Below are 12,485 nucleotides of genomic sequence, written 5' to 3'. Positions count from 1 at the left end.
TATAGAGTATCGAATTATGAGCTTAGAACTTGAGTCTTTACTGTCTCCTATTTCAAGCGACTATCCTTGTGGACAAGATCTATCTTTTTCCAATGAGTTTCATGCCATTAAAATTGCAAAAACTCAAGATGATCCACTACTCGATCAAGGAGATTGGGTTGCTGAACCCAAACAAGCAGATTGGCATTTTGTACATCAAAAATCTATTGAGCTTTTAACTGAAAAATCAAAAGACATTCGTTTACTGGGCTGGTTACTTGAAGCTTGCTCCCACTTGTATGGATTTGAAGGCATAACCAAAGCACTTGAGCTAATGCATCGGACACTGAGCAACTATTGGACACAGTTACATCCTGAAATGGAAGAAGATGATTTAGATCAACGTTTAGGTTTATTACAAGGTTCAATCAATCAATTGGTTGCCTTGATTAAACGCGTTCCAATCACACATTCTCCTCAGTTTTCACTGGGTGACTACGAAGCGATGCTGAGACAAAAAAATCAGCAATTAAAACAAATCGAAAATTACGAGGAAAATCATACTGTCCAATCTCAGGGGATTGAACAGTTCGAGCACAGTTTATTGAATACATCAAAATCATTTCAATATCAAAACTATCAACACTTTTCAGCACTTCTAGCCGAATGGTCTCAACTCAAAAGTGTGTTAGATCGCCTCATGGGACTCGATGCCCCTAGCTTTGCAGCTATTGATACGCAGCTTGAAAATGTCCATATCAGTTTAAAGAAACTCTATAAAACTGATGTTTTTGTGCAAACACATGCCATCAATACATCGACAGAATCAGCAACACCAGCAATGATAAGTAGCCAAAGACTTTCATTGATGCAACAAGAAGAACAAATCAGCTTAGAGAATACATCACCAATGCCTCAAAATTTTAAGGTGCAACCGCAAAATCACCTCGTAAATCGTGAACAAGCAATGCGTGTATTGCAAGATATCTCAGACTATTTCCAAGCTAATGAACCACATAGTCCCGTAAGTTACATGTTGCAGAAAACTATAAAGTGGAATCAGATGCCACTTCACGAGTGGCTAAATCAAGTCATTAAAAGTGAAAATCCACTCCTTAACATCCAAGAACTTTTGGGTGTACAACCACAATCTAATGAATCTGATAACTGGTAATCTTCATGTTTAAAGCAGAAAAAATACTTTGGGGCGAAGGTCTCTTCTTACGTCCTCAACATTTTCAATTGCAAGATGCTTATCATGAGCAACGCTTGAATCATACGATTCGCTCGACCATTCCATTTGCCTATGGCATTCAAAGAGTACAATTTGACGAAGCTCAGTTACAAACGCATGTCTTGGCGCTCGAAAGCATTCAGGTGATTTGGCAAGATGGAGAAATTTATCAGGCGCCTATGCGTGATCTATTACCATCGCCCGTTTTATTAGATGAGCTCAACCTGCGTGGCGAAGTTCTAGTCTATTTAGCACTTCCAATTGTGCAAGCCAACAAGAGGAACTTAGCCGGTGAAAATAGTACGCAACTGGGTCGTTATCATTCTTATTCGACTTCGACTCATGACTTATTTACAGATGCCAGCGAAGCCGATATCACATTATTACACCGCCGTGCCGAGTTCAGATTATTAGATGCTAATATTGAGCCTAATCAAGAACTTGATGGATTTTTATATCTAGCTTTAGCAAAGATTAAACGTCAAAGCTCTGGGCAATTTGAGTTTGATCGCCATTTTATTCCCCCAATTTTGCACATTGAGTCATCTGAGAACCTCATTTCAAGTCTAAAACGTACTTTAAATGTCATTAAAGCGAAAATTAAGACCATTCAAAGTAATAATCGTGAAAATGAGCAGAAACTGATTGAGTTCCGCTCTGGTGATATTGTGTCATTTTGGTTGGTCAATGCACTGAATACAGCACATGCAACATTAAATCATTTATTGCAATACCCACATATCCACCCAGAACGACTTTATTTTGAGTTATTGCGCTTAACAGGTTCTTTACTCACGTTCTCGACTGCACATGATGTGGAACATTTACCACGTTATCAACATCTTCATTTACAAGAAAGCTTTTCTGAGATTGATATCATTTTACGTGACTTATTGGATACCATTATTTCAAACCGTTACATCAGTATTCTACTGAAAGAAACCCGACCATCTTATTGGTTAGGTCGTTTAGAGTCAGACAAAATTACACGTGATTCAAGGCTGTACTTGGCTGTTTCAAGCAGTATGATGCAAACCCACGAACTGGTTCAATTGGTTCCTTTACGTTTCAAAGTAGGCAATACAATAGACGTTGAACAACGTGTAGTTGCTGCACTTCCAGCCGTACCGTTACAACATTTAGTACAAGTGCCAACAGCGATTCCTGTCCGGTCTGGCGTGAGTTACTTTGAAATCGAACCGAATAATGACTTATACCAACGTATGTTAGATGCCGAGTCGATTTGTATTTATATTCCAGCGGGGTTTCAAGATATTGCTGTTGAATTGATTGTGGTTATGAATGGCCAAGGATAATAATAATGAATAATGCCCCTTCACTTTTTGATGATGGACAAATTGGAACTGGTTTAGTTTCACCACCTATAGCCGCAAAAACTGCCAGTACCTCGAACTTAGTCGATTTATTGCATGATGGTTTTTATATCGTTTTTTTATTAAAAAACCAATATATCCCTAGCAGTGTCACGGAATTTCGTGAAAAAGTTATTGCATTGCTCGATCGCTTTGAAAACCAAGCACGAAAATTACAGTTTTCTGCAGACGATATTCTAGACGCTAAATATGCCTACTGTGCATTATTAGATGAAACCATTGTGACTCAGCAAGATACACAGTTTTTTGAGCTTCAAAATAGCTGGCTCATTAGCCCCCTACAACTGAGTTTATTTGGGTCACAACTTGCAGGTTATCGTTTTTTCGAAATATTAGAGGAACTACGTCGTAAAGGACATGGTCGATTAGGTGCTCTAGAAGTTTATCATTACTGCATGTTGTTGGGTTTTCACGGTAAATATCGTATTGAGTCTATAGAAAATTTAAATCATCTGGTAGCACGTGTGGGGGATGAAATTGACTATTTAAAAGGGAAAAAGGCTGCCTTTTCTCCCTTTGCCTCTCTGCCCGATCAAATTAAACACATGATTCACCGCGAACTACCGTTCTATTGGATTTTACTGTTCTTGGTAATGTTTGCATTGTTAGCCTTTGGTGGCTTGTACTACATGTTGTCTAAGCAAAATACGAGTTCTTTAGCTAAATATGAAAATGTCATTTCAGCACCTACTGAACAAGCATATATCACAATCCATTTGCCCTAAGAACTCAATCCATGACTCGTGAAAAACAAACTTCAGTCAAAATTTTGACATCAGCAAAAAAGAAAAGACCTGCACCCATGCTCTATGCCGTGGGTGGTTTTTGTGTGGGTATCCTCTTAACATCAAGCATTGCTTTTACTTACTTTTTTATACAACAAAAAAATACATCCCTCCAAGTGAACCAAAACCCAGCTGTAGATCAAACAACTGCAATAGACAATGAAATGCCAACGCGCGAACCCGAAGCTATTTTTGAGGCGAGCAAAGTCAATGCTTCAAATCAGCCTCAAGCAACCAATGATCCAGAGTCATCTAATGAATTTATTCAACCCAAAGATGATGAGCTGAGTAAAGCTTTTCTACGCCGGCCCCAAGCATTAACCACAGCTGTACCAAAGCCGACGACGAATGCAATATCTCAAAACAAGGAGAATAAAAATCAGAATACTTCTCCACGCAGTTCAGACCATTCGCAAAAACAGAGCCCACAAAAAATAACTAGGCCACAGCAATCTTTGGATATACCAGAGGAATCTCCTGTAGGAGATGTACAAACAACGATTACAACACGCGCCGTGGAAACTAAACATGTGGCTCTTACCACACCATGATCTATGCTCTTTTTTCTACTTTTCTAATTCTGGCATTAGGACTCAGTTTGGCACTGTCCTATGAATTAAGAACAAAGTTTACCGATTTTTTTGTCGGGTTAATTCCTCAAGGAAAAAGAAAGTTTCAGTCTGCTCGTCAGTTTGCGCAACACATCAATAATGCTGCGGCACCTGAGCAATTACAATCCTCTTGGCATATTCAGCAATGGTGGATATTAGTTGCAGGTCTCCTTTTATTTACCAGCATCTTGATGTTTGCATTTACTAGCCCTGTCACGCCTACTAAGATTGAAGCCGATTATTTAAGACAATCAGATCCACAAATTTATGCATTACTCGAGGGACAAATTTTATCGCCACCACCAGAAGTAGAAGAATCATTGGTTGCTGCGGCCATAGTTGAAGCAAGTATGCTTGAGCAAGCGGATCTTAATAATAATTCTATTCAAGCCAGTACTTTGAGTTACGACCCGAGTATTCAGGATGTACATTCTGCCCATTCGTATGACAGTTTAGCAACGGCTGACCGTAAATGGCATAAAATGAACCCGCGCTATAAGCAGCGTCTACTAATGGTATTTAAAATCATGCGTGATCAACATGGTTATGAGCTGGTACTGCTTGAGGGCTATCGTAGTCCACAACGCCAAAATTCCCTAGCCACTAATAAAAATACAACGCTCGCTCGTGGTTATCAAAGTTACCACCAATTTGGCTTGGCAGCCGATGTCGCATTTAAGCGAGATGGAAAAGTCGTTATTTCTGAACGAGACCCATGGGCGATGCGTGGCTATCAGCTCTATGGCGAAGTTGCAGAATCTGTCGGTTTAACTTGGGGCGGACGTTGGACGTCAATCCAAGACTATGGACATACCGAGTATCGAATGCCTGGTTTAAAAAAAACCGCTGAGATGGCTGAAAAGTTGACCTCCGAGGGGCAACTTTTAGCAGCAAATTTAAATTAGTCAGTTGCAATCATGATCCAAATATTGGTTCATGATTTCTAAGACTTCTGAAGTCTTTTCTGCGTGCAACCAATGCCCAGCATCTGCAACCGTTTGAATCTGCGCTTGAGAAAACTGCGATTGAATCGCATCCATATATTCGAGCTTTTCTACATAAGGTGACTTTCCACCACGAATAAATAATGCAGGTTTTTGCCATGTTTTTATATTTTCCCATGAAAGAATTTGAGCATAATTCTGATACAGGGCATCTACATTAAACAACCATTTTCCTTTGCTAAAAGACTTTAGTAAAAATTGAATTACCATTTCTTCTTTGAGATATTCACGCATAATTTCAATGGCCTGCTGGCGATTTTCAATATCAGCTTTTTGCACTGAAAATAATGCTTTGAAAATCTGCTCATGATGATTTTCTTTATACGCAATAGGCGTAATATCCAGCACCACAAGTTGCTCTAACCGATTCCCTGCCACTTCTGTCACTTTCATGACCAATTTTCCACCCATAGAATGGCCGATTAAAGAAAAGTGTTCAATATTAAGCTCATCCAAAGTGTCAATCAGATCAGCAGCCATCAATTCATAAGTCATAGCATCTGAATGTGCAGATAAGCCATGATTACGAACATCGACTTGTAATACATGATGACTCGCATAATAGTGTCGAGCAAGCATTCCTAAATTACTTAAGCTGCCGAATAAACCATGAACGAATACCAGTGTTTTTGCTGTTTGTTGTTCATTTTGATGAAATTGATAATTGAGAATCATATAAAACTTACTGTATTTGATTTCTATAGATATTGAATTTTTAATGTGAATAAATCAAATGACATTTTGATTTTTATTCAAATCTGCTTAGGCTATTTTGAATGTAAATTTGCTTAGGCTAAATTTAAAATATCATATATATGTATTGTGTCTAATACCCGCTTAAATTTTTGAGTCAAGTTTCTGTTTTAAAAATAATTCAGCGGAATTTTTAAGTAAGAAACACCATTTTCTTCAGGTTTAGGAAATTTTCCTGCAAACATATTGATTTGAATGGCTGGCAAGATCAATTTTGGCATACTTAAAGTTGCATCACGGCGATTGCGCATTTCGATAAAATTAACTTTCTGTGTTTCGGTATTAATATGAATATTTTCATGTTTTTGTACAGAAACGGACGTTTCATATTGATAATGATCCCGGCCCTCTGGCAAATAGTCATGGCATAAGAACATCCGCATTTGATCTGGCAATGTGTACAAAGTTCTCACTGAGTCAAATAACGTTGCTGCACTTCCCTTAGGAAAGTCGCAACGTGCTGTGCCGTAGTCAGGCATAAACAAGGTATCCCCTACGAAAACAGCATCGCCAATGACATAGCTTAAACACGCTGGTGTATGGCCAGGGGTTGGAAGGTTATATGCTTTTATGTTGCCTATCAAAAATGTCTCATGATCTGCAAAAAGGTAATCAAATGACTGCGTAGCATTTAAACTCTTAATATCTAAGTGATAAATCTCACCAAAAGTTTGTTGTACGATCTCAATCTTATGGCTAATAGCAGTTTTTCCACCTAGTCTTTGCTTTAAGTACTGTGCAGCACTTAAATGATCGGCATGCACATGTGTTTCTAAAATCCAGTCTACGCTTAGGCTATTTTCTTGAATATAACTAATGATTAAATCAGCCTGCTCTGTATTAGTCTTTGCCGATGCTGCATCATAATCCAGCACACTATCAATCACGGCGCAGCGCTGAGTTTCTGGATCACTCACCACATAACTAAAGGTGTTAGTTGCAGAGTCAAAAAAGGCTTTGACTTGAGCTGTTTGCATCATGATATTACTCCATCACTTTACGGTGTAGCAACACGCCTATGAACATCGCAATTACAAAATAGATCGCTTGATAATACCCCAACCCAATCAAAGTGAAACTCGGTGCAGGACAAATTCCCGCAATTCCCCAGCCTATACCGAATAACAGACTTCCGATAATCAGTTTTCTGTCGATTTTCGTATTTTTAGGCAGTTGTATGACTTCACCATAAAAGGTTTGTGGGTGTGACTGACGTACAGCGTTCTGAAAAGGAATAAATGCAACTGCAATTGCACCCATCATCACAAAAGCTAGGCTGGCATCCCACTGCCCGAAAATATCTAAAAAACCAATCACCTTTGCAGGATTCGACATTCCTGATAGCATGAGACCGATTGAAAATAATCCGCCCCAAATGAATGCCCAAACATTTCTCATTTTAGATTGCTCCAAGCATATGTCGAACGATATACACAGTGATAAAGCCTGCGAACATAAAACTAATCGTAGCGATGATTGAACGTTTGGATAAGCGACTAATACCGCAAATACCATGCCCACTGGTACAACCCGAGCCTAAACGAGTGCCAAAACCTACCAATACGCCCGCAATAATTAACATGAAAGGTGTCGCTTCCATATGAATATCAGGTTGAACAAAAGCTGCGTATATAAACGGAATAATAAACAGACCCAATAAGAACCACAGTGCAGGCGTATTTATAATCCCCTTTAAGTTTAAAACTTGAGAGACCAGACCACTAATTCCCGCAATTCGTCCATTGGTATATAAATATCCAACGGCGGAGATGCCGAGGAATATTCCACCTAGAAAAGACCACGCAAAATCGTGCATTGGCAATCACCCATATAATATATATTTTTATAATATATAAAATATAGAAATAATCAAGCGTACTTTGTATCTAATCATGCTATGCCTACATATAACAGCTGTTTACAGGAGCATCCATCTACCTTGGGATAGCTCAATGAAGTCTGCTAGTCCATTATCCAAATTTTTAACACTTCAGCTGACAACTTAAACCATTTCTTTTACATAGTTATTCTTCACAATAATGTAAAAAGCTTGAATATATCCCCGAGAGATTTTCTATTCGACCTTTTTTTAGATTAGAAATACTTAATTTATCTCGTTTTATTTCATTATAGTTTTCATTTAAAGAAACTGAATAGAGTTATGGGTACATTTCTACATCATGATCACTATTTTAGGTTTATGAAACACATTTACGACGTTTGAATATATTTTTATGTAGGTAGATATATGAAAAGTGATGAAATAACAAGCTATTTTTTAAGCAGTTTATTGGAATTCTGATAACACGCGTTCTGCAAACCATCTTGGCAGCTTAGACACGGCGGCATTCATTTTTAAGGTTTCGGCTGCTTCTATTTCTGCAAGAAAAGACGCTTGTATACCGTCAGAAGAGTTATCAAACAAATAGGCTCGATCGCAGCATTCTACGGCTTGCATGAGCAGATCCATACTGCGGTAGTAACGTTCAATAATTTTCTGTTCAGGGACAGGATGCCCGCCTACACTGACGCGATACTTGACCCGAGCAATATTGATTTGTGGATCTACTGTTGAAACATAATATAGATAGGTTTTGTAACCCTGACGTTTCGCTTCCCGGAGAAATTCAACTTTAGAGATATGTGACATCACCGTCTCAAAAGTAAAACTGACTTTTAAGCGCAGAAACTCAAACCGAATATAATCAATAATGCGTGCACAGAGATAAGAATCAATTTCTTCGGTTTTAAACTCGATCTTCCATTCATCTAGCACAATAGGATCATGCGCAAGTAAAGTCACGAACTGTCCCGCTTGAGGACGTTTCTTACTTTTTAAAAAAGTGACCAACTCTGATGCTTTTAAGGAAGGATGATAGTGCAATAAATCAAGGCGTTGGCTTTGTCTTAAATTTTGTTCGAGTTCATCTGCATTTAAATATGCCCCAATATGTTGGGGCAAGAGGTAATCTTTAACAGTGCTTTTACCAGAACCATTCGGCCCTGCAAACATTCTTATTCTAGGTTGTCGAGGTGGCATATCAATCTATACAGTTGCGTGTTTCTTTTTACGTGTCAGTGTCGGTAAAACGCCTACATCGACATAAGCACTACTTAAGTCCTGTAAAACAGTTTCATTACCGTGAATATCACGCTCAACCAATTGCTCAGCTTTTGCATAAACCACAGACGAACGCGTAGTTGCCTTTAAAAAAGCATCATGAAAAGCATGAATAGCAAGTTTAGGAATCATATCATCCTCATATTTGCCTGCTTTAATGTCGGTATAAGCTGCCATACACCAACTCCTACTCAAACGATGGTTGATTTTATTTATCTTAACACAATCGGGCACATTGTCTATTTATACAGCACACTGAAACAATAAATTAGATCTTAATATCTACGCTAATTCCGTGTTGTCTTATTGAGTTACTTTACTTTTGACTCGTTTCGTATCTTCAAGTTTTAAAGCTTTAGCCGTTGGGCAAAAAGCACTTTCATTCATTCCGCTATCAGTTAAACTTTTCTCTTGCTGTTCAAGATAACGGTTGGCCACCATCAACATTACAGGTGCTGTACTTAACTCAATATTGGCCTTGGACAGCGCAGCAATTTGATGATAAGCATCCATACGCTGACAAAATGCAGTTTTCATCTCTGTTGCAGTTGCTTGGTTATCTTTTGAATCTAGAACACTTTTAGTCGAATTCACCGTTGCGGTATATTCAGCCATTTTCTGGTCATATTGCGCCTGAGTCAGTTTTATTGTTTCTGCATAACTCTGGGTTGATAGAAGCGATAATAAAAATAACGAAAAACTAAGCAACGTCCATGTCTGTTTTTTCATGTCTTAAGACTCATCGCCTTCTTTCCAAACGTCTTCATAGTCATCACCATCAATCATAAAACGGTAACCTTCACTTAGAGCCAAGTACGGAAGTACATCTGGCAAAATATCTTGTAACTCTCGTACAGTCATGGTTGTAAAAAAGTCTTGCCCTTCACCCAATTCACCACCATAAATAAACCAAGCAACATTCTCCTCAGTTTCAGGCTTTTTACGTAAACCAACAATGGGTTCTTGATTTAAAGTATGCACAGCGACAGCTACGACATCATCACCTTTTACTTCAACATAAGCAGAGTCAAATTCTTCACAAAGTAGTTTTTGTTCTGCAATCAATTCGTTCAGTGCAGATTGTTGTGACTTTTGTGCCATGTGATGCGGCCCCTTTTGAGCATCAGTCTATCAATAGCACATTTTAAAACATATTTATGCCAAAGGCTTTGCTTATTTACTGGGTTAAATGAAAAACTCATGATTGAAACAGGCTTAAAATTAAAATATGCAGATAAAACCCATCTCAAAGCTTGGCATCTATTTTGCTTAACAGTATTACATTTTATTAAAAAAGTAATATTGGGGCTAGGAAAATATGGGTTACATCACACGAGAACTCAGTCCTAAAAGCAAATTTTTGCTCAGCTTAGGATCATTTTTAATACCAATGCTCATTTGGTGTGCAGTAAGTTATTTACCATTTATCTGGCATCCGCAAGTACAAATTACAGATTCTGGTAGTGTTCCGTTTTTACAAGAAGGAAGCCGTGTTGATAAAGCTGTGTTTTATCATGAAGCACAAAATGCAGTTGATCATGACTTGGCCGTTCCTCAAGGTAAACTAGTTAACCCAATCTACTTACCAGCCCCACATGAAGTAGTGAAAGCTTTAGTAACATCTTTTACGACGGCTCCAGCACAGGCTGATGCGCCATGGTTACATCAAAGTCTCTGGCATAGCGTCAAAATCGTATTCACTGCATTTTTTATTTCATCAATTATTGGGGTTCCACTTGGAATTCTTTGTGGCTTCTCAAGCACTATCTCAAAACTTGCTGAACCCTTTGTTGAGTTTTTCCGTTATCTACCAGCCCCTGCATTTGGTGCATTAGCCGTAGCAATTCTCGGCATAAATGATGCACCGAAAATTGCAATTATTGTGATTGGGACACTGTTTCAACAAATTCTAATTATTGCCAATACCACTCGGATGGTTGATCAGGGACTGATCGAAGCGGGTTATACACTCGGAACAAATAAAGCGAAAAGCCTGTTTCACGTCATTATCCCTGCAGCATTACCTGATATTTATCAAAATCAACGTGTACTACTCGGCTGGGCTTGGACCTATTTGATCGTTTCTGAGTTAATTGGCGCAACATCTGGCATTACCTGGTTTATCACCCAACAAGCTCGCTATCAACACTTCGACAACGTTTTTGCAGCTATTTTGATTATTGGTGTGATTGGATTGCTCTGCGATGTGATTTTAATGAAGCTAGGACAACATCTTTTTAAATGGAAAGTAGGAGCAAAATAATGGGAACTACAGAATTTAATGCTCGTGAGTATTTTAATCAAATTTATCAACGCCCTGTAATCTTAGAAGCCAAACAGCTAAGCCAAATCTTTCAGCATGGTAAAAGCTCACGCACAATTTTAAATCAATTAGATCTGAAAATTCATAAGCGTGAATTGATCTGTGTGATTGGTCCATCAGGCTGTGGGAAATCAACCTTTAGCCGAGTTGTGGCAGGTTTAGATCCTTATAGCAGTGGTGAACTGCTAGTAGATGGGCAACCTATTTCAGGGCCAAGCCCTGAGCGCGGCATGGTGTTTCAAGGCTACACGTTATTCCCATGGAAAACAGTAAAGGAAAATGTCATGTTTGGGCCACTGATGAAAGGTGCAAGTCAGGCGTCGGCTGAAGCGGCTGCACGGGAATGGATTAATATTATTGGCTTAGAAAAATATGAAAACCAATATCCACATCAATTATCTGGTGGTATGAAACAACGTGTCGCTATTGCCCGTGCATTAGTCAATGAACCCAAGATTCTGCTGATGGATGAACCATTTGGCGCGCTTGACCCACATACTCGTCAAAAAATGCAGAGGCATCTGCTAGATCTATGGCAAAACATTGATATCACTATCATCTTTGTGACACATGACATGGATGAGGCCATTTTGTTGGCCGATCGTATTGTTGCCTTAAAAGCAAATCCTGGGGAAATTAAAGAAATTATTGAGGTCAATTTACCTCGACCACGACATCAAGATTTAATGCAAACAACTGAGTTTAAAGAACTACGCAAACATGTAGATCGACTTGTCCATGCTGATGAAGATGAGCTTGACCCTGCTTTGGCTGAGTTACCTGTCATCCCACGTATGACGAAAGTTAGTCATGTGAAGTAAGGAGCTGATCAGATATGTCATATCTATATTTATGTATTGCTATTGTGGCTGAGGTCATTGCAACTTCTGCTCTTAAAGCTTCTGACGGATTTACTCAATGGTTACCCGCCTCAATTACAGTGGTGGGTTATTTAGTTGCAATTTATTTCCTTGCACTGACCATGAAAACTGTTCCTGTGGGAATCACTTATGCGCTATGGTCTGGAGCAGGCATTATCCTAATTTCCTTCATTGGTTGGGTTTACTACAAACAAAATCTCGATGCGCCTGCATTGTTAGGTTTAGCCTTTATGGTCATAGGAATCATCATCATTAATGTTTTTTCAAAAAGTACTGAAATCTAACCCGATGCCTAGTTGCATCTTTCTTCTCAAAGCATCTGAAATTGAAAGTTTATTTTTATGCGTTTAAGTCAAAACACAAAAGTTTTTTAGGATCTCAAATTGACAAACTTAAACAT

General features: G+C 38.7%; 16 protein-coding genes. 8 read left to right on the top strand and 8 right to left on the bottom strand.

Features of this window, described 5'->3' with window-relative positions; translation table 11 throughout:
- Positions 1–16 precede the first annotated feature (16 nt).
- From tssA to ACE01U_RS08025, 5 genes are read left to right on the top strand one after another with little or no spacing between them, the layout of a single operon-like run.
- Positions 17–1,153, top strand: a complete 1,137-nt coding sequence (tssA, locus tag ACE01U_RS08045; RefSeq protein WP_395579142.1) for a type VI secretion system protein TssA — start codon at positions 17–19, stop codon at positions 1,151–1,153.
- A gap of 5 nt (positions 1,154–1,158) precedes the next feature.
- Positions 1,159–2,529 carry a type VI secretion system baseplate subunit TssK gene (gene tssK / locus ACE01U_RS08040; protein ID WP_395579141.1) on the top strand — a complete coding sequence of 457 codons (1,371 nt, stop codon included), beginning with the start codon at positions 1,159–1,161 and terminating at the stop codon, positions 2,527–2,529.
- Between the two features lie 5 nt (positions 2,530–2,534).
- Positions 2,535–3,332: a type IVB secretion system protein IcmH/DotU gene (gene icmH, locus ACE01U_RS08035; RefSeq protein WP_119064010.1), complete on the top strand. Its 798-nt coding sequence runs from the start codon at positions 2,535–2,537 to the stop codon at positions 3,330–3,332.
- 11 nt (positions 3,333–3,343) lie between these two features.
- On the top strand, positions 3,344–3,943 hold the full coding sequence (locus ACE01U_RS08030) for a hypothetical protein (RefSeq protein WP_395579140.1): 600 nt from the start codon (positions 3,344–3,346) through the stop codon (positions 3,941–3,943).
- Entirely contained in the window at positions 3,940–4,908 is a 969-nt protein-coding gene (locus ACE01U_RS08025; protein WP_110975487.1) for a M15 family metallopeptidase, read from the top strand. Before ACE01U_RS08030 ends, ACE01U_RS08025 begins: the two co-directional genes overlap by 4 nt.
- On the opposite strand, the gene ACE01U_RS08020 is transcribed toward ACE01U_RS08025, so the two are convergent.
- The 8 genes from ACE01U_RS08020 to ACE01U_RS07985 form a co-directional block, all read right to left on the bottom strand.
- The gene (locus ACE01U_RS08020; RefSeq protein ID WP_395579139.1) at positions 4,909–5,682 is read right to left on the bottom strand and encodes an alpha/beta fold hydrolase; all 774 of its coding nucleotides are present in this window, start codon (positions 5,680–5,682) and stop codon (positions 4,909–4,911) included.
- Between the two features lie 188 nt (positions 5,683–5,870).
- Entirely contained in the window at positions 5,871–6,740 is an 870-nt protein-coding gene (locus tag ACE01U_RS08015) for an MBL fold metallo-hydrolase (RefSeq protein WP_086210626.1), read from the bottom strand.
- 4 nt (positions 6,741–6,744) lie between these two features.
- Positions 6,745–7,158 carry a DUF6691 family protein gene (locus ACE01U_RS08010; RefSeq protein ID WP_086210627.1) on the bottom strand — a complete coding sequence of 138 codons (414 nt, stop codon included), beginning with the start codon at positions 7,156–7,158 and terminating at the stop codon, positions 6,745–6,747.
- A 1-nt stretch (position 7,159) separates the two neighbouring features.
- Positions 7,160–7,576 carry a YeeE/YedE family protein gene (locus tag ACE01U_RS08005; RefSeq protein WP_086210628.1) on the bottom strand — a complete coding sequence of 139 codons (417 nt, stop codon included), beginning with the start codon at positions 7,574–7,576 and terminating at the stop codon, positions 7,160–7,162.
- Positions 7,577–8,047: 471 nt separating this feature from the next.
- Entirely contained in the window at positions 8,048–8,773 is a 726-nt protein-coding gene (locus tag ACE01U_RS08000; protein WP_395579203.1) for an ATPase, read from the bottom strand.
- A 33-nt stretch (positions 8,774–8,806) separates the two neighbouring features.
- Positions 8,807–9,058 carry a hypothetical protein gene (locus ACE01U_RS07995; RefSeq protein ID WP_395579138.1) on the bottom strand — a complete coding sequence of 84 codons (252 nt, stop codon included), beginning with the start codon at positions 9,056–9,058 and terminating at the stop codon, positions 8,807–8,809.
- A gap of 126 nt (positions 9,059–9,184) precedes the next feature.
- The gene (locus tag ACE01U_RS07990) at positions 9,185–9,610 is read right to left on the bottom strand and encodes a hypothetical protein (protein WP_086210631.1); all 426 of its coding nucleotides are present in this window, start codon (positions 9,608–9,610) and stop codon (positions 9,185–9,187) included.
- 3 nt (positions 9,611–9,613) lie between these two features.
- Positions 9,614–9,982 carry an immunity protein Imm33 domain-containing protein gene (locus ACE01U_RS07985; protein WP_004693046.1) on the bottom strand — a complete coding sequence of 123 codons (369 nt, stop codon included), beginning with the start codon at positions 9,980–9,982 and terminating at the stop codon, positions 9,614–9,616.
- 217 nt (positions 9,983–10,199) lie between these two features.
- Here ACE01U_RS07985 and ACE01U_RS07980 point away from each other — a divergent pair, with 217 nt between their 5' ends.
- From ACE01U_RS07980 to ACE01U_RS07970, 3 genes are read left to right on the top strand one after another with little or no spacing between them, the layout of a single operon-like run.
- Positions 10,200–11,144, top strand: coding sequence for an ABC transporter permease (locus tag ACE01U_RS07980; protein ID WP_086210632.1), 945 nt, complete (start codon positions 10,200–10,202; stop codon positions 11,142–11,144).
- On the top strand, positions 11,144–12,025 hold the full coding sequence (locus ACE01U_RS07975) for an ABC transporter ATP-binding protein (RefSeq protein ID WP_110975494.1): 882 nt from the start codon (positions 11,144–11,146) through the stop codon (positions 12,023–12,025). The genes ACE01U_RS07980 and ACE01U_RS07975 overlap by 1 nt, the downstream gene beginning before the upstream one ends.
- Positions 12,026–12,039: 14 nt before the next feature.
- The gene (locus tag ACE01U_RS07970) at positions 12,040–12,369 is read left to right on the top strand and encodes a DMT family transporter (RefSeq protein WP_086210634.1); all 330 of its coding nucleotides are present in this window, start codon (positions 12,040–12,042) and stop codon (positions 12,367–12,369) included.
- The last annotated feature ends 116 nt before the right edge of the window (positions 12,370–12,485 follow it).

It is taken from the genome of Acinetobacter halobius (assembly GCF_044130335.1).
In the GTDB taxonomy this organism is placed as follows: domain Bacteria; phylum Pseudomonadota; class Gammaproteobacteria; order Pseudomonadales; family Moraxellaceae; genus Acinetobacter.
This window is presented reverse-complemented; position numbering and strand designations above follow the sequence as displayed.

What these genes read in the sequence shown, in the direction of transcription:
- tssA (WP_395579142.1), top strand. Translation starts at nt 17, where the DNA reads ATGAGCTTAGAACTTGAGTCTTTACTGTCTCCTATTTCAAGCGACTAT.
- tssK (WP_395579141.1), top strand. Translation starts at nt 1,159, where the DNA reads ATGTTTAAAGCAGAAAAAATACTTTGGGGCGAAGGTCTCTTCTTACGT.
- icmH (WP_119064010.1), top strand. Translation starts at nt 2,535, where the DNA reads ATGAATAATGCCCCTTCACTTTTTGATGATGGACAAATTGGAACTGGT.
- ACE01U_RS08030 (WP_395579140.1), top strand. Translation starts at nt 3,344, where the DNA reads ATGACTCGTGAAAAACAAACTTCAGTCAAAATTTTGACATCAGCAAAA.
- ACE01U_RS08025 (WP_110975487.1), top strand. Translation starts at nt 3,940, where the DNA reads ATGATCTATGCTCTTTTTTCTACTTTTCTAATTCTGGCATTAGGACTC.
- ACE01U_RS08020 (WP_395579139.1), bottom strand. Translation starts at nt 5,682, where the DNA reads ATGATTCTCAATTATCAATTTCATCAAAATGAACAACAAACAGCAAAA.
- ACE01U_RS08015 (WP_086210626.1), bottom strand. Translation starts at nt 6,740, where the DNA reads ATGATGCAAACAGCTCAAGTCAAAGCCTTTTTTGACTCTGCAACTAAC.
- ACE01U_RS08010 (WP_086210627.1), bottom strand. Translation starts at nt 7,158, where the DNA reads ATGAGAAATGTTTGGGCATTCATTTGGGGCGGATTATTTTCAATCGGT.
- ACE01U_RS08005 (WP_086210628.1), bottom strand. Translation starts at nt 7,576, where the DNA reads ATGCACGATTTTGCGTGGTCTTTTCTAGGTGGAATATTCCTCGGCATC.
- ACE01U_RS08000 (WP_395579203.1), bottom strand. Translation starts at nt 8,773, where the DNA reads ATGTTTGCAGGGCCGAATGGTTCTGGTAAAAGCACTGTTAAAGATTAC.
- ACE01U_RS07995 (WP_395579138.1), bottom strand. Translation starts at nt 9,058, where the DNA reads ATGGCAGCTTATACCGACATTAAAGCAGGCAAATATGAGGATGATATG.
- ACE01U_RS07990 (WP_086210631.1), bottom strand. Translation starts at nt 9,610, where the DNA reads ATGAAAAAACAGACATGGACGTTGCTTAGTTTTTCGTTATTTTTATTA.
- ACE01U_RS07985 (WP_004693046.1), bottom strand. Translation starts at nt 9,982, where the DNA reads ATGGCACAAAAGTCACAACAATCTGCACTGAACGAATTGATTGCAGAA.
- ACE01U_RS07980 (WP_086210632.1), top strand. Translation starts at nt 10,200, where the DNA reads ATGGGTTACATCACACGAGAACTCAGTCCTAAAAGCAAATTTTTGCTC.
- ACE01U_RS07975 (WP_110975494.1), top strand. Translation starts at nt 11,144, where the DNA reads ATGGGAACTACAGAATTTAATGCTCGTGAGTATTTTAATCAAATTTAT.
- ACE01U_RS07970 (WP_086210634.1), top strand. Translation starts at nt 12,040, where the DNA reads ATGTCATATCTATATTTATGTATTGCTATTGTGGCTGAGGTCATTGCA.